Source organism: Rhizobium sp. 62_C5_N11_2 (assembly GCF_051811185.1).
In the GTDB taxonomy this organism is placed as follows: Bacteria; Pseudomonadota; Alphaproteobacteria; order Rhizobiales; family Rhizobiaceae; genus Rhizobium; species Rhizobium leguminosarum.
This window is the reverse complement of sequence record NZ_JBPWPW010000002.1, coordinates 398,094-415,119: the sequence shown is the minus strand read 5'-3', so window position 1 is coordinate 415,119 and position 17,026 is coordinate 398,094. Positions and strand designations below refer to the sequence as shown.

Here is a 17,026-nt window from a genome sequence, read left to right as displayed (position 1 = left end):
CAGGTGCGTAATTTCATACAGCCGCCCCTTAAGTCGGGCGCACTCAATGGCATGCAGGTGTGAGAGTAGCGATGGATTCCGTCGAGCAAGCCGAAACAAACACCGCGCGGAAACGTGCACCAGACTTCAGCGTCGGGGCAACCTCAGACAACGCTGCGCTTTGGGCGTCGTTTGCGACCGCCGACAGTATAGGAGCGTTCTGTTCATCCTGGCTTGCCCTGCAATGCAGTCAGATCCCCTTCAGCAGCACCGGACTTCTGCTTCTCCAAAGCCCTGACGGGTCCTATGGGCCGGCTGCGATCTGGCCTGATGCCGAAAGCGATGTTACCTATCTGACACCGGGAGCGGAAAAAGCGGTCTGCGACGGTCGCGGCGTTGTCCGCTCTATCCTGGCAAGCACCGGCGCAGCCGCGCGCATTCACGTCGCCTTTCCAATCGCCGTCCAAGGGAGTGTCATCGGCGTTGTTGCCGTCGATATCGCCTCCAATGCCGGGCTTGATCTGCAGGCAGTGTTTCGCCAATTGCAGTGGGGTTCAGGATGGCTCGAGGCCGCCCTACGGCGCCGGCAAAATTCCGGCGATGCATCGAACCTCGCTCGCGCAAACGCGGCTCTCGATCTGCTCGCGGTCACAGAGGAACACACAAGACTGCAGGTGGCGGCGACCGCGCTGGTCAACGAACTCGCCGCACGTTACGACTGCGAGCGCGTTTCGCTCGGTTTCCATGAACGCCGCGGGATGCGGCTGCGGGCAATGTCGCATTCGGCCTGGTTTCAGCGGAAGGCCGAACTGATCGGCCGGATTGAGAGCGCAATGGATGAGGCCTTCGATCAACGGCAGTCCACATCCTACCCGTTGATACCGGGAACCCAAAAGCGGATCGCAATTGCTCACAAGGATCTTGTCGCGCCCGGTCCGATCGGTAGTGCTCTCTCGGTCCCCTTTTCCGGAAACAACGGTGTCGCCGGTATCATAACGCTCGAGCGTCGAACGCCAGAACCCTTCGACATCGAAACGCTTCAGACCCTTGAACTCCTGGGGTCGCTCGCCGGCCCAATCCTCGAACTCCAGCGCAATGCCGAACGTCTGCTGACGGGTCGAGCGATCGCAAATGCGCGCTCCGGCCTTGCCGCCGTCTTCGGTCCGCGCCGTCCCGCGGTCAAGCTCGCGGTGCTTGCCTCACTGTGCGTCATTGTGTTCCTGTCATTTGCCAAAAGCGAATTTCGGGTATCCGGTAAAGCGGTTCTCGAAGGCTCGGTGCAACGGGCAGCGGTTGTGCCGTTCGATGGATTCCTGGCGCAGGCGCTTGTTCGTCCCGGCGATCTTGTTCGCAAGGGGGAGACCCTGGCGGTCCTTGAGGACCGCGACCTCATGCTCGAACGGACGCGATGGGAAATCGAGGTTCGAAAGCTCCAGCAGAAATATCGTGACGCACAATCCCAGCACGACCGATTGACCATGCAGCTCCTTCAAGCGCAGATCGACCAGGCCGAGGCGCAGAGAGCGCTAGCCGCCGACAAACTTTCCAGGAGCAGGATTGGCGCTGCCATCGACGGTTTTGTCGTCAGCGGCGACCTCAGCCAGATGCTCGGGGCGCCCGTGCAGCAGGGAAAGGTTCTTTTCGAAGTGGCTCCCCTCAATTCCTACCGGGTGGTTTTGCATGTCGACGAGGAGGACATCCGGCACGTCAGCCTCGGCCAGCAAGGGCAGCTCGCCCTCACCGGTGCGGCCGGTCAGACCGTGCCGTTCCGTGTCTCTCGGTTGACCTCGGTTGCCGCGGCCGAAGAAGGCCGAAATTTTTTCCGTGTCGAGGCAGACCTTCTCGAAAACGACCTGCCGCTGCGACCGGGCATGGAAGGGATTGGCAAGATCGGTATCGGCCAACGATCGCTTCTGTGGGTCACCACGCGCAGTCTGATCGAGCGGACCAGGCTGTTCGTCTGGTCCTGGATCCCTTGAACGCAGCGAGGTTATCATGGTGGAACCCTTCCTCAGCCAGAGTTGGTACAGATTGTGCAATCTCAGGCCGCGGCTGCGACCCCACGTGCTTATCCATCGCCATCGCTTCCGCGGCAGCGTCTGGTACGTTCTCCAGGATGCGGCAAGCGGCAAATCCCACCGTTTCACGCCGATCGCCTATTATTTCATAGCAAGCCTCGACGGCCGCCTTTCGGTCGATGCTGTCTGGAACGAAATGGCCGAAACCTTCGGTGATGAGGCACCAAGCCAGGACGACGTCATCCGGTTGCTGACGCAGCTTCACTCAGCCGACCTTCTGCGCCTCGACACCCAGCCGGACGCCCTGGAATTGTTCGACCGTTATTCGCGGCAGAGCCAGTCGCTTCTGAAGCGCAATCTTAAGAGCCCGCTGTCGATAACCCTGCCCCTTTGGGATCCCGACTTCTTTTTGAAGCGCATGCTTCCGCTCTTTCGTCCGCTGTTCAGCCGGACCTGCCTATTCCTCTGGCTCGCAACAATCGCACCGGCGATCTATCTTGCGACACTCCACGCCAAAGAACTGGCTGGAAACCTATCCGACCGCGTCTTTGCGGCCGAAGGATTGCTCCTCATTGCGCTGGTCTATCCTATCGTCAAGCTGCTGCACGAATTCGGACATGGTCTTGCAACAAAGGCATTCGGCGGCGAAGTGCATCAGATGGGCCTGATGTTTCTAGTCTTTTTTCCGGTTCCTTATGTCGATGCGTCCGCTTCGGCAGGCTTCCGCAGCAAATACCAGCGTGCGGCCGTCGCCGGGGCAGGAATCATCGTCGAGACATTCCTGGCAGCCTGTGGCCTCTACCTGTGGCTGGCCGTGGAGGCCGGCCCGGTGCGTGCTGTCGCCTTCGACGTGATGCTGGTGTCCGGCCTGTCGACGGTGCTGGTGAACGGAAATCCGCTTCTCAAGTTCGATGGATATTTTGTGCTGATTGATCTCATCGAGATGCCCAATCTTGCCCCCCGATCGACCAAATACTGGGCAAGCCTGATCGAGCGCCGGGTGTTCGGCGTGGAGAAGAAGAGCGACCCTTTAAGTTTCGGGGAGCATGTCTGGCTGCTCGTGTTTGCACCGGCCTCCTACGTCTACCGGATGATCGTTCTCTTCGGGATATCGCTTTTCGTCGCGACCCATTATCTTGTTATCGGGATCCTGCTGGCGCTGTGGGGGCTTTTCTCCGGCATCGCGATGCCGGCCGCAAAGATGCTGTGGCATGTCGTTGCAAGTCCTCAGCTGCGCCGCCACCGCGTCAGGGCCGTTGGGATCACCTCTCTGGCGCTTGCGGCTGTCGCCGGTCCCGTCCTGCTCGTTCCCCTTCCTCTCAACACCCTGTCCCAGGGGACGATCTGGCTCCCGGAGGAGGCCTATGTGCGAGCGGGAGCGGATGGCTTCCTCGAGAAGGTTGCCGCGCCGGCGGGATCGCATGTCGAAAAAGGTGCGCCACTGTTTCAATCCTCGGACCCTGTTCTCACCATGCAGCTATCGATCCTCGAGGCCCGCGTTCGAGAACTCGGCACGCAATTCCAAGCCGAGTGGCTTACGAACCGAGCGCAAGCCGAGGTGACGTCCAGGGAGTTTGAAGAGGCGAGCGCCGAGCTCAAACGTTCAAGAGAGCGATCAAGACGTCTGATCGCCCACAGTGCAACCGCAGGGACCTTCGTTGTCGACCGTATCAGCGATTTGCCGGAGCGTTATTTTCGGGAGGGAGACGTGCTGGGTTATGTAACGCCAGCACACGGACAAACAGTCCGCGTCGTGGTTTCCCAGGACGACATCGACCTCGTCAGAAAACGGCTCGTGCGGGTCAGCGTGCGCATTCCGGGACAAGCTGAGATCTCACTGCCGGCAAAGATCCTGCATGAAGCACCCGCAGCCATCGACCATCTCCCGAGCAAGGCCCTCGCGTCGGTCGGCGGCGGGCCGATTACCACCGATCCACGTGATACCGAAGGACTGAAATCCCTCAGGCGCTGGTTCCAGATCGATCTGGATATTTCAGAAAGTCCCGCCCCTCCGGTATTCGGAAGCCGGGTCTACGTGCGGTTCGAACACGAATGGGAACCGGCGGCCACGCAGATCGCGCGCCGCGTCCGGCAACTGTTCCTGGCTCAGCTCCATGCTTGACGAACTCGTTCATCCCTGGAAGCTCAGCGACCTCAAGATGATGCCGTTTCCCGAGAGGCGAGCTCCGACGGCCGGGGCAATTGACAGCATCCTGGCGCGGTTTCAGGCTACATTGAAAAGACGATCGACAGCGACACTGGCCAGCCTTGGCCCCTTTCTGGAAAGGATCGAACGGCACGCTACCCAATTACAAGACATGGACGAGACCGACTATGCGCTAATCTCCGACGAGGTTCGCCGACAGTTCTTACACACAGGACTGACCGCCGAGAATATCGCACGCTCATTCGCACTCGTGAGAGAGACGTCCTGTCGCCTGCTTGGCATGAGACATCATCCAGTCCAGTTGGTCGCCGGCTACATGCTCCTGCAGGGCAGGCTTGCCGAGATGAATACCGGCGAAGGCAAAACTCTAACGGCCCTGCTGCCAGCAGCGACCGCAGCCCTCGCCAGGGTGCCGGTTCATATCGTGACGGTAAACGATTATCTTGCCAAGCGGGACGCCGACCACCTCAAACCGGTCTATGACAGGCTCGGGGTCTCCGTCGGCCTGGTCGAGCACGGTCAGGATCCAGCCACTCGACGGGCTGCCTACGCATGCGACGTCGTCTACTGTACGAACAAGGAACTGGCGTTCGACTATCTGCGCGACACGATCGCGCTGCGTGGAAAAAGGAGCAAGGCGCGCGTCCTGCTCGATCAAACGATCGGCGACATTCGTGATCGTCCGCAATTGTACCTCCGCGGCCTTCACTTTGCGATCGTCGACGAGGCCGACAGCGTTCTTGTCGACGAAGCCCGAACGCCCCTCATCATTTCCCGCGAACTTGAAGATCCCGTCGGCGCCGAAACCTACCGCGCAGCCATTGACGTTGCGAAGGATCTGCAGGCCGCAGACCATTATCGCTTGTCGACGCGAGACAAGACCATTCACCTGACGCCGCTCGGTCGTAAGATCGTGGCCGATGCGTCATCGCCCACCGGAGGCTTATGGGCGGCGCGACGGGCTCGTCTCGAACTCGTCGAACAGGCCCTCTCTGCCCTTCATCTGTTCAAACGGGATGTGCACTACATCGTTGTCGACGGCAAGGTGCAGATCGTCGACGAATATACAGGGCGCGTCATGGCGGACCGCTCCTGGGAGCGTGGCTTGCATCAGTTGATTGAAACCAAGGAAGACTGCAAACCGTCGGGACGTCGTGAAACCCTCGCACAGATAACCTATCAAAGGTTCTTCCGGCGTTATCTTTGGCTGGCAGGCATGACGGGCACAGCTGCGGAAATCGCAACCGAACTGGACGAGGTCTACGACCTGAAATTCATCAGGATTCCGACGCATCGCCCAGTGCGGCGCGAAGACCTTGGCGCCCGTCTTTGCGTCACGACCGGTGAAAAATGGAGACATGTCGCCCGCCGCGTGCGCGAAGTCAGCGAAAGCGGCCGCCCCGTGCTCATCGGCACGCGTTCCGTAGAAGCGTCCGAAGCACTCAGCATTGTCCTGAGAGCGCAGGGGCTTCAGCACACGGTCCTGAACGCGCGGCAAGATGCCGGTGAAGCCGCTATCGTCACCGCCGCTGGAAGTGCTGGAAGTGTAACAGTGGCAACAAACATGGCCGGAAGGGGAACCGACATCAAGCTTTCCGCTGACGTCGTCAAGCGCGGCGGCCTGCATGTGATACTGACGGAGTACCACGAGTCCGGCCGGATCGATCGCCAGCTGTTCGGCAGATGTGCCCGTCAGGGCGACCCTGGGAGTTTCGAGGCAATCGTTTCGCTCGACGACGAGTTGTTTCGTTGCTATGCGAGTCACATCTTGCCGTTCAGTACCATCTGGCCATTCAATGCCTTTCTCTGCCATGTGATGCGAAGATTCGGTCAACATATGATGGAACGAAATCACCTCTGGATACGAAGGCAAAGCGTCAAACAAGACACCAAGCTTGATACGGCCTTGGCTTTCGCAGGCAAGGCAGACTGACACACGAACTTTCTTTCTCGCATTCCGGGTCACAAACACCAGTTAATCGCGGGCTTTCTCAACAGCGCATGGCGCTTGAAGCAGGATTGAGCGCGTCGATTTCTAGGATCGAGAGTGTCTCTGTTGCAAGATCCCTGAGCTCCCGAGAATTTTTGTCGCACCGAATCCGACCCAGAAGTGCCCGACTTGAGAGATAGGTGACGTTTTGTACCGGAGACATGGGTAACACTTTCCGTAGAAGCCATTAACGCTGGTGTCCCAAAGGTCGCGCCGCTCGTACAGACACCTCGTCGTTGCGGCTGTCGCACCGAGTCTAGTCTTCGCCTTTGACTATTTCTCTGACTAAATCGGCGGCCATCACAACGCGGTCCTTTCTGTCGAACACGATACCAGCGATAGTGGATTGACGAACGTTCAGACTCCCGTCGCCGTCAACACCGTGTCCGTCCAAGATCGCCTGGATCCTCGACTTACGACCGGATTTGATCTCGAAACCCTCTTGAGTAACCCGCACAAAGTGCCGATTGTTAGACGAGTAAAGACTCCAGCGACTATCCGCTTCATACCCGGCATAACCGTAATGCCAGACCGAAAAGTATTTATCTTGCGGCACTCCAGCCAGTTCCAGCACCGCGCGGACGTAAGGGTCGGAGTAGTAACTGCTCAGCCGCGTTTGCTCCATCATACAGAGGTCGAAGCCCATCTCGTAGCTCGACGAAATGAAGATACCGCTCTTCCCCGAGCGCATAGCCGCGTACTTGGTCATATAGTACCGCCAGTCGTATTTCTTCGACGCCGCAGCCTCCCGCAGATAATCCTCTGCGATCTTTCGAAGGGTAGCTTCGATGTCGACGAGGCCTTCGTCGTGAATTGTGTCTAACAGCTTCATAAGCGTGGTCTTGGTGTTATCGACCCCCGGTCTGCTCCGCGCCACGAATAGGTCGCGCCAGACGCTCGGAAGCGATGGACTTGCGAATTGAAAACGGTCGCCAGCGATCTTTTGCGAGTAATCACCGCACGCCAGAAGTGCTCGCGCTATCTCCTCGTACGACGTTTTTCCCGCGAAAAGAGCGTCGAACGAGCGAGCGCGTCGAATGAACACCCGCTCGTCTACATTCAAGTCGAACATTGCGAGATTGCCGCGAAGAAGATCGTGGTCCTCGAGCCGGTACATTGCCTCGCCCAGTTTGACCGATCGGTTCGCCGACAGAAAAGACGCTTTTGCCACTTCTTCCTCAACCTGTGCTCGGTTGAAGCTCTTGAGCGCCGCCAGATCTCCGCTGACAATATAGGCAGAGACTTCGTCGAGAAGTGCGCGGAAAATCTCGACGCGGATTTCGTTTTGAGACCCAAAGATGACGTTCCGCAGGCAACGCATCCTCACGCTTATTTCGTCCCGCGAAGGCCTGAAATCGGCGACGATGTACTCAATGACTGCATGAAGCAGGAGAGTTCTCGGCAAGCTGAAGGCGCGGTTGCGCCCCTGGTTAAGCCCGTAGCTTCTGCAGCAATCGTTGAGGAGATTGACGTCGCCGAAGATGGTGACGCTGCCCGCCCTGTGTTCGTCGCTCGCGAATAGCGCTCGAAACCACCTATCGATATCCGCCATGGTCGTTGCGAAAGCGAACTCCGCATGGAGGCCGTCCAGTACCGAGAACAGGCAATTCTGGGCAGCAAGCGCGACTTCCGTTTCGGGACCCCCATAGGTCGCCTTGGCAATGGCTTCCAGACCCTCGTCCGCAGGACGGGCGTCAAGGCCATGACGCCAAATCGTGATGTCTGTAATGAACCTAAAAAGGCGCAGGAACTCTTCATCGGCATTGTCGTTCTCACCTCGAAAAGGCCAGATCAGATCCGCCCAGTCCTGATCGATCTTCCTCGTGAACTCCGAATAGTGGCCGCTTTGCTCGCCAGTCGCAGGCAACGCTTCCTCGAACTCTTTCAACACCTGCTCGAATTGCGCCTTGAAGTGCTCGAATTCCGTGAGCGGCTTCCCGCGCGAATTCATTTTGATGTAGAGCTCGTCGGTAAGTCCCATCTCCTCGAGCGAGAGGATTTCGAACGTGATGCTCGGGTTGGCCTCGGACGTCAGGCCGTTCCACGCAACATGGCAGGCTTCGTCACCGACCTCGGCGAACAGGGCCTGGATGTCGTCGAGTACCACCAGCATAGATTGAATCGTGGGATCCTTCCTCCACGAACCGGCGAACCAATGCTGGTCCTGAAGCCATTCAGAGATCGGACCGGCGTTCAGTACGGGGTTGATCGATGCGAGCTTCGCGCAAAAGTCGCGTGACGAAAAGCGTGTGTGATAGGTAAATTGCTTGATGAAATTCCGTTCTTCATTAGAGACACGACAGCGGACCGCCAAATACCAATGCAACAGGTACAGCGACGTCAGCCGCTGTTGCCCGTCAAGCGGAATGAAGCGCCCTTCCTTGGTATCTCCGTACACGAAGTCCAAGCTGATTTCTTCATCACCCGTCAGCGCGTGCTTGAGTACATCAAGGAAGGATTGTCGTATCCGCTTGACCTCGATGGTCTGCCGTCCCTGAGCGAAGTCTCGCTGGATTATCGGAATTTCAATCGTCGCGATATCCGAAGAACGAAGCATATTTCGGAACGAGCTTTTCGTCATTGTGCACCAACCAGATATTGTCCTACGCCCCGATCCTTCGAGATCAACGCCTCCAAGTAACTTTGCCGATCGTCCCGGCTCCACAAGTGCATTTGTTCGCTTCCCGCGTCGACGTAATACTTCAGAAAAACCTGCCTCGTGCATATCGGTATGAACGCGCCTTTGCGATCATGATCGACAACTTTCAATCTTTTCACGGCGAATGCTCGGTTGCCGAGACTGCTATTGATGGACCTGGAAAGAAGAGCGAGGTTGGCGATTCCGTGAATCGAGTCGTCATCACCCTCCGGGCTGAGCAGAGCGGTCACCCTCCGAGAAAGCCTCGTGAACCTGCTTTCGGTCAGTTGTGTGGACAGAGCCTTCTCCACTTCCGAGATCACTTCTTTTCTTTCGGAATCTAGAATTAGTTCGTCAAGGCGCACCTTCTCCAACGCCGCCTTGCCATCCACTAGCCAATGACGCCATTCCTCGGCCGTAGTCAGCAATTCAGCATTCTGAGCGTGAATGTGTTCCAGAGACCACTTCTCGCTCTTGTGGGCATGAAAAGGATATCGCTCGGTCGAATGCTTGAGGCGCCTTACGGTCTCGACGTTGAACAGGAGCAGCACATTCTCGCATTTCCGGGAACCGGTTTCATAGTTCAACTCCATGATGTCTGCCGGGGTAAGCCCGATCGAACGGGTTATCAACTGATCGACGGCGCGCCCGAAGGCCGACTTCGTCTCCTCCAATTCCGAAAGATCCAGCAGCTGGCGCAGGGAAGTCCCGGTGGTTATCAGATAGCCCAGCTTGTGATAGAGATTGCGGTCCTCATACCATTCTCGGAGGACTTGGTAGCACTGGACGATCGCCTCCCACACGCTCGATGAGCTCGCCTCGGCTCGCCCGTCCAACGCGTTCTTGAAATGCAGGAACGTAAAGAAGCGGTCTTTTTCATCTGGCCGGCGTTTCGCCATGAGATCGAACAGGAGTTCGATACGAGTCGGATAGGCCGCACCATCGCTATTGCTAAGAAAAGCCCAGAACTCCGGTTGCTGAAGGTCCTGTTCAATAGCGTCCCATTGCGACCCGATTTCTACACGCCGCTGAAAATTGTGGGCGTCAAGATCCTTGGAAAGCAGCAGCGCCTTGACCAATTCTGCATTGGTAAGGGGAATACGCCCGACGTTCAGGCGAATGAAGAGCGTGGTCGCATCGATGTTGTCTGGTTCGTACCAGATGACGTAAACCAAGTTTTCGAGATAATCTAGGACCTTGAACGCGATGAGTTTAGAAGACATCCCCACGCGAGCGGCCGTCTCCGCGAACCAGGCCCTGATGCACTCGTAGGCTTCGTGCATATGGTAGAAATCAATGTTGTCGTTCATGCGCTCCGCATCGAGACACCGCAGATATTCCTGGCTGGCTGGCCGCGTTTCGTACATGAGGGAAAACCGGTGACCGGACTCCAACCCGACTTCAGTGTTGAGATAGCCGTAGATCAGATAAAGCGTTGTGAGACGTTGCTGGCCGTCGATCAGCTCATAGGCTCCTTCGCTAGCACGCCGTTTCACCACTACGGGCTGCAGGCAGTAGTTGTCGGCCGGTGCGCGGCTGCCATCAGCGTAAATGTCGCTCAGCAGAGCGTCAACTTCGTGGTCCCCCCAGCGGTAACCTCGTTGATAGGCAGGAACAAAAAAATTGCCTGCGATCCCGTCTTTTCCTCCCACTCTCTGGAGCCGTGGGCTTCGTACGTTGGTTTGAGAAACTTCGTATAAGTTGACTAGCACTGAAAACCTCGGGCGGCATGAGCTCGATTCGAGCGACCGCGTAACCATAAAGGTCCGACGACTTTTTTCAATCTCAGGTTAAGCAGGTTCGCACGACGCAAGAGCGTCGCCAATGCGCGCAGTTGCGAAGATCGAACGTTCAATTGGTTCCAGTCACCAGCTGCTTCGGCAAAAATTGTTCGTACTTTAATCGTTTGGTCACCATCGGAAACCAAGGTAGATTCAACCGCTGCTTTGCATGAAGGGTCTCGCCATGGCGATGAAGTACCTGTGTATCGGGACACCATTGGTGTCGCCCAGCAGCCGAAGCTATGGCCGCTCGGCAGCCGATAAGGCAGACACGATATGGGTGATCGTACCTGCCTTTGGATTTTGCCTACGAAGGTGGACCTCTTGGCCGCGTACAACCGCACCTCCCTAGTAATGAGATCACGGTTGTTTCAAACGAGACCCTTTTGCCTAGCTCACGACCTTGTCGATAAAACCAAGCGTCGTCGCGTTCTCCAAGAGAGTGCGAACTTTGGCGCGATCCAAACCGCCGGGCACTTCGGCGTCAATTTCCAGCTTCAATGAGACGTCACTGCCCGCCATCGTTGTCAACTGCTCGACGATAGCCTCAACGATCTGGTGAATCTCCCTAGCAGGTCTTTCTGCCGAGATCATCACAGTGCCAATGAATCTCGTCGGCAGCTTTTCAGGAGTCGGCGCTGCCGGGCCGCCAGCGCCGGTGGTCGACCCGCCCGTCCATGGCTCACTTGTCTGACCGTGAATGTCGTCATCAATTCCGGCTGATACCGCGGGCTTCGGGACAACAAGCTTACTAAGCGCAACATCGGGTTTGATGATGACGCTGTCACTATCGATTACGACGGGAACATTGCCCGCCTTCTCAATGGCCAGACCGTGATAGGTTTGCGTGGTCTCATCCCAACGCTCAGCGTAGGCGAAGGGCCCAGGCAGCATCCCCGAGATTGCTACCTGAACGGCCCTTGTTAATACCTGCTGGTTTTGCAGCCTGGGCAGGTAGGTGTAACGGTTCAGGTATTCCGACAGATCCTTGAGGGAAAGATGCGATTTGCCATTCCAGATGTATTTCTGGAGTTCGCGGTCCAGGCGCGTTGGGCCAAGCTCCGGCAACAATCCTTCATCGCTGACCAGCTTCTTGCTCGCGCGGGCCAGCAATCCGTCCTGCGCCGGTATCTTCGCAGAGGTCCATGTAAGGTCGGCTTGCGCGCTCTCCTGGACAGGATAGAGCAGATAGCACCACGCTTCCTTCATGCGGGTCCTGAGGGTTTCATTCGCCTCGGCCAGCTTCGACTTGGCCAAAGCGCTGTCGCTTTGCGTAAGGTTAAGACGGTCGATTTCCCGCACGATCTCCGCCCAGGCTAGGGATGACCGCGTAGCCGATTTGAGGTTATCCAGCTGGCGCTGCTCTGCCGCGAGGAACACGAGCATGTTCCTGTAGACGCGCGGTGTGCTGCCGCGCTGCATCAGGATGTCCTTGGCCTCTGTGTGCGCCTCCGAGCCATCGCGCCCAGTGTGGGGGTGCGCGACGCCAAGGACGACCGCTCGGACCCCTCCGCGTTCATCAGGAACGTCTGATGAGCTGCTGGGCGCAATCTGGACAGCATCAAAAAACCCTCGATCTCCCAGCCCGTTAATGTAGCTAACCAGAGCCTTGTCGATTTCCATCAACACGAGCGCTTCTTCGAACTGGCCGGCGCGATCGGCGGCTATTCGATTGAGGCTGGCCGACATCGAGTACCAGTAGCGGCCGAGGTCACTGTGCATGAACTTGGCCTGATTGGTCAGCCGTCTGAGGGCGTCACCAAAGATGGCCGGACGCTCTCCAGGCTGCACCACTCCCAGATTGATCTGCTTGTCGTCGAGTCCCTTGTTTTCCTGTCCGTGGGTCGGCGCGGTCCCCATGAATACGGCGCGAGCAACTCTGCGCGTCGCCGAATAGCGATTGAGGTTCGGCGCAGACTGATCGACCTTATAAGGTGTCGATGTGATGCCATCGACATCCCCCGCAATGATCGATTGCCAGCTTGTGTCGAGGTAGTGGAGGAGCTCAGGCTCCACGCGCGCGGAGCTGATCGCAACGCTGCCGGGCATGATCATGACCGAAGGGTCGTTCCCCATCCAAAGTTCGTGGATGACCTGGGCCATCAGGCGCAAGACGCCGCGAGTACGCTGGAATTTTTCCAATGAACCCCAGCTTGTATACAGCTGATCGAACAGTTCGGGGTGGATCGGATAGGCCTTCTCCAGCTTCCGGCGATAGTCCTCATCCGCGCATCCCTGCGGGAAGTCGTTTGAGTTTTCCCGATAAAGCTTGGCATATTGCTTCAGCGTGTTGTCGCGGTGATGAAACTTGTCGCCGGCGATTTCCTTGAAGAGGCGGCGACGGACGATTTCATAACTTTCTTCCTGCGAGGCCGGACGCCACGACGACTCGACGCGACTGAAAGTCTGCTTCAGACGAGCCAGCGCCTCATGCCCGCCTTCACCGCCGACCTCGATCTGCGATGCCGGCAGCGAGGCGACCAGAAGCGTGCCGGGGCTGGCCTTAACTGCTTCGGTGAGAGCCTGAACGAAGGACAGGTTGGCGTCGAAAGAGCCAGAAGGCAGGCCGTCAACCTTGTAGATTTGCCGGAGATAGGCAACCCATTCGTCGATCAGGATGAGGCATGGCGAGCATTTCTTAAAGATCGCTTCGAGCAAGTTCGAGCCCGGCGCGATGCCGCGCGCATCGTTCTCGGCGACCATGTCGAAGAGTTCCGCTCCCCCAAGTTGCCATGCCAACTCGCCCCATGTCGTTCGGATCGTCCTGCCGCCTTCGAGGCTGATGACGTCCTGGGGACCGCGCGACGTGCCCACGAGCACCGCGCGATTTATCTTCGTGGGTACGGTCAGGCCGTTGCGCGACAGGAGCTGGTCAAGTCCCGGCAGGTCGCCTACCGGCGTGCCGCTCACCATGTGGTAGAGCGCCAGCATGGAGTGCGTCTTGCCGCCTCCGAAATTGGTCTGCAATTCGACAACCGGGTCGCCACCGGCGCCGGAAAGCCGCTTGGCGGCGCCGACCAATAGATTGCTCAGACCTTCTGTCAGATAGGTGCGCGCAAAAAACTCACGCGGATTGCGATACTCGGACGGGGCGCTGCCGTTGTGCACCTTGGCAAGGTCGGCGGCAAATTCGGCCTGCTGAAACCCGCCTGTCGCCACGTCCTGGTGCGGCTCCACGACCTCGCGCCAGGGCATCAGCCCTGCCACGGTTTCGACTGAAATCTCGGTCCGCTGCGTCTTCCGCCGTTCCTCGTTCCGCTGAAGCTCTGCGTACTTGGTCCGGAGAATGGTGTCGCGCGACGCGCTGATTTTCTCAGCGACTTCGCCGGCACCCACTGCTTCCAGCAAGCGCCGCATGGTATCCAGCGCCCGTTCGGCATCGTCGTAGGTGAAGTTCTCGTTGTGGGCGAGCTTGTTGCGGACGTCCAACAGCTCTGACACATAGGAGCGTTCGGGATGGCCCAGCACCGTTCCGAAGGCATCCTTCCAGAACGCCATCATGGCCTTGAGCAAGCCCTGTTGGTCCCAGGCGATAGCCGTGCCCTGGCTATTCGGCTTCAATCCCTGAACACGTTGAACAACTTCGACCTGCCAATGGCCGGACAGCGAAGATTCCAAACGCTTCTCAACGAAGGGGATCAGCCCCTCCGGCAACAGTTCCATACCTTCAAATACGTGCTGACGCGTGCTCTTAGCCATAAAATACGCCCCTTAAAAATTCATCCGCGTCTGGCCGTCGCCGCGCGTGTCATGGATAGTTGCCGCCTCGCGGGTCAGTTCGGTCCAGTCCGCTATAAGGGCATTGTAAGCCGTGGCTTCCTTGGCATCCTGCCGCTTGTTCGCGCAGATATCGTACAGGCAGTAGGCAAGGTCTTTCACCGCCTCAGCCTTGTCTCCGATCTTCTTCAGCACGACCGCGGTGTTATGCGAGATACCGTCTTTCTCATGCAGCCGGACCAAGTGCTGAAGGCACTCCCAAATAGTCAGGTGTGTATCAGTGTCTGGGTTCCAATCAGGGGCAAGCTCATCACGCTTGAACACGCGCACCTTTCCCGCAGCGCTCTCAACGATTCCGGCGTGTTTAACGCTCTCGACCGAAATGCCACGTGCGGTTGCAATACTATTGGCGATCCCATACTCGCCGGCCTTTAGTCCGTTTTGCTCAAACCACGTAATGGCAAAACGGGTGTCAGGATCGAATTCTCCCTGAATACCGCCGAGATATTCGTCTAGTTCCCGGTTTATCAACTGCAGTGCGGCCTTCACCGTCATCGGGCTATCGTCGGATTCGAGCACGGCTTTGTAGCGCGAGAAGACGCCCATGCCGGGACCGATAGCCGATTGCGGCATATCGGCGGGGGCAATGTTGGCGACCTGAAGTTCAGCGATAGCCGGAGGCAGTTCGCGCTTCAATGCACGGATAAACTCGGCACGGGTAATGACCTCAGCCGTGGCTTCCTTCTTGCGGCAGACGAGAACAACCGAGTTGGCGAGGGCGTTGGAGTCAGATGCCCTCATGCGATTGGCCATTTCAGTTCGCATAGGCCAAGTACCGACAACAGAATATCCTGCATCCAAGATTGCTTGCAAGAATGTCGCCCAGCCGGTGGAGCTAATTCCTTCCTGTTCGATTTCACTCTGCTTGAACGCATAGTAAATCGTAGCCGGGAAATTATCGCTCGAATCGACAGCCATACGGGTGATCGCGGCAGTCATCCCGGACAGGAAAAACTGTTCCGCGTTCTCGGCACTGTTGTGTCTCACGCGGTCCGCAACCAACTCCTCCATTTTCGGCACAGCAACAGTCTCGAAGAGGTCAGGATAGATCGGTCGAAGCATCCTCCTCATCCAACTGTAAAAGAAGTCAGACAAATCAGCATACGGTATGTTGTCGTAATATGGTGGATCTGAAGAAATAACCATTTCTTTTGTGTAGGATGCGCTCTGCGCTTCAATATTCTTAATGCTGCCCTGTGGTCCGCCCGACCATCTTTCAACTGCCTTTGATACGGTTGTTGCGCTTACTAGGAAATCACCAGCCGTGCCAGAAAAGGGGTTAGCTTCAAAATAATCCCAAGTCATCGGGATTGCTTGGCGCCCGAACATATTTTTGAGCTGAATCTTGTCTGCGGCCCAGCGACAATGCGAATTGCAGCTATCGGTTAATCTGCTGATCGCTAGTGCGAGATAAGTTATCACGGCAGCTGAATAGGCGCCTGAGCCTCCAATTTCAGCCCTGACTTCGTCCAGAAGATCAGAGAAGGTATTCAAGGCAACCAGCTGTCGGTCCGTGAAAAGCTGACCAAAGGTCTCATATCCATAGCCTAACACGCCAATGTACTGAGAATGGTTCGGCAGACGAGTTTCTGGTTTCCAATTGGGAGCCACAGAGTTAGCGAGGTCTATTTGATCCAGTCTTGCCTCCGCAAACGTCCGACCAGCCTTGGAGCTGGCTACGACAGCGAGCAAAATGCGGCCCATTTTTCCATCTCGGGCACATTGCTTCACGTAACTCGGCGTGATGGCTGCGTCTGAAATCAGGCACCGGAAATTGGCACCACGAGCTTCTTTCGTCCCGTTCTTTGCGCCGTCAAGCTGTAACTTCGTACCGCCGAAGCGAACCTTGAAAGAAATCGTCTTACTTGCCCGGTCAACAACGGGTTCGAGCCAAGCTGTTTTCTCTGCCTTGGAACTCAGCAGAAAGCTTGACGCAATAGGAACTTGAACGTCTGAAAACGCGGGGTCTGGGCTCGGCACGGATCGCGACCAAATCCACCCAATCACGTCGGCTTTGCCGCCCCCATACTCCCGAGGCAAGTCCACTTGCGGATAAATGTGCCCGATCCGCTCCCATGCCTTCGTGCGCATCCATTCGCCATAGTATTTTACATCCTCAGCAAGACCTTCGGCATTGCGATAGAAAGACCGATCCTTAACCCCGGAGTGGACCGGCGGGTGGTCTTTAAACTTCGGCGGGATCTCGATCATCGCTTTGCCGATCATCACCGCGACCGGGTTCAGGTCGGACCCATAAGCCGGTAGGCCTAGCCGCTGTGCCTCCAACGGAATCGACCCACCGCCGGAGAACGGGTCATAAACGGGCGGCAGTTCACCGCCGCAGCTCTTGCGAATCTCCGCGCGTGCCTTTTCCAGCACTTCCTCGTTGGTCGAATTCTCCCACTTCACCAGGTCCTCGATGATCGCGAAGAGGCGCTTGCGCTCAACTTCCTGCGACTCGGGAGTCGGAAACTGATCCGGATGACTGGAGGGATCATCCACCAACTGCGCGAACAGCACCGCACGGCAAGCCGCCAGCGGCCGCCGCGCCCACCACAGATGCAACGTCGAAGGATGCCCATGCCGGATCGATTTCTCCCGCGCCGACGCGGTGTTGATCGCCTCAAGCGGAATGGCGACTTCGATCAGTTTTTTCTTGTATGGCTTGCTCATCAT

Annotated in this window: 7 protein-coding genes; 3 read left to right on the top strand and 4 right to left on the bottom strand. The window is 57.4% G+C overall.

The genetic code is table 11. The features are described 5' to 3' along the window. Positions 1 to 71: 71 nt before the first annotated feature. The 3 genes from AB8B31_RS25575 to AB8B31_RS25565 are packed head-to-tail and all read left to right on the top strand — an operon-like array spanning position 72 to position 6,097. The gene (locus tag AB8B31_RS25575) at positions 72 to 1,958 is read left to right on the top strand and encodes an HlyD family efflux transporter periplasmic adaptor subunit (RefSeq protein ID WP_439007553.1); all 1,887 of its coding nucleotides are present in this window, start codon (positions 72 to 74) and stop codon (positions 1,956 to 1,958) included. A 16-nt stretch (positions 1,959 to 1,974) separates the two neighbouring features. Next, on the top strand, positions 1,975 to 4,119 hold the full coding sequence (locus AB8B31_RS25570; RefSeq protein WP_439007552.1) for a PqqD family peptide modification chaperone: 2,145 nt from the start codon (positions 1,975 to 1,977) through the stop codon (positions 4,117 to 4,119). Next, positions 4,112 to 6,097 (top strand): DEAD/DEAH box helicase, encoded by a 1,986-nt coding sequence (locus AB8B31_RS25565; RefSeq protein ID WP_439007551.1) that lies wholly within the window; start codon positions 4,112 to 4,114, stop codon positions 6,095 to 6,097. The genes AB8B31_RS25570 and AB8B31_RS25565 overlap by 8 nt, the downstream gene beginning before the upstream one ends. 313 nt (positions 6,098 to 6,410) lie before the next feature. Here the strand turns inward: AB8B31_RS25565 and AB8B31_RS25560 are convergent, their stop codons facing one another. From AB8B31_RS25560 to AB8B31_RS25545, 4 genes are all read right to left on the bottom strand, one after another. After that, on the bottom strand, positions 6,411 to 8,735 hold the full coding sequence (locus AB8B31_RS25560; protein WP_439007550.1) for a DUF262 domain-containing protein: 2,325 nt from the start codon (positions 8,733 to 8,735) through the stop codon (positions 6,411 to 6,413). Continuing rightward, the gene (locus AB8B31_RS25555) at positions 8,732 to 10,444 is read right to left on the bottom strand and encodes a DUF262 domain-containing protein (RefSeq protein WP_439007549.1); all 1,713 of its coding nucleotides are present in this window, start codon (positions 10,442 to 10,444) and stop codon (positions 8,732 to 8,734) included. Before AB8B31_RS25555 ends, AB8B31_RS25560 begins: the two co-directional genes overlap by 4 nt. A gap of 519 nt (positions 10,445 to 10,963) precedes the next feature. Further along, positions 10,964 to 14,272, bottom strand: a complete 3,309-nt coding sequence (locus tag AB8B31_RS25550; protein ID WP_439007548.1) for a DUF499 domain-containing protein — start codon at positions 14,270 to 14,272, stop codon at positions 10,964 to 10,966. Positions 14,273 to 14,284: 12 nt separating this feature from the next. Beyond that, positions 14,285 to 17,023, bottom strand: coding sequence for a DUF1156 domain-containing protein (locus AB8B31_RS25545; RefSeq protein WP_439007547.1), 2,739 nt, complete (start codon positions 17,021 to 17,023; stop codon positions 14,285 to 14,287). Between the last annotated feature and the right edge of the window lie 3 nt (positions 17,024 to 17,026).

What these genes read in the sequence shown, in the direction of transcription:
- AB8B31_RS25575 (WP_439007553.1), top strand. Translation starts at nt 72, where the DNA reads ATGGATTCCGTCGAGCAAGCCGAAACAAACACCGCGCGGAAACGTGCA.
- AB8B31_RS25570 (WP_439007552.1), top strand. Translation starts at nt 1,975, where the DNA reads ATGGTGGAACCCTTCCTCAGCCAGAGTTGGTACAGATTGTGCAATCTC.
- AB8B31_RS25565 (WP_439007551.1), top strand. Translation starts at nt 4,112, where the DNA reads ATGCTTGACGAACTCGTTCATCCCTGGAAGCTCAGCGACCTCAAGATG.
- AB8B31_RS25560 (WP_439007550.1), bottom strand. Translation starts at nt 8,735, where the DNA reads ATGACGAAAAGCTCGTTCCGAAATATGCTTCGTTCTTCGGATATCGCG.
- AB8B31_RS25550 (WP_439007548.1), bottom strand. Translation starts at nt 14,272, where the DNA reads ATGGCTAAGAGCACGCGTCAGCACGTATTTGAAGGTATGGAACTGTTG.
- AB8B31_RS25545 (WP_439007547.1), bottom strand. Translation starts at nt 17,023, where the DNA reads ATGAGCAAGCCATACAAGAAAAAACTGATCGAAGTCGCCATTCCGCTT.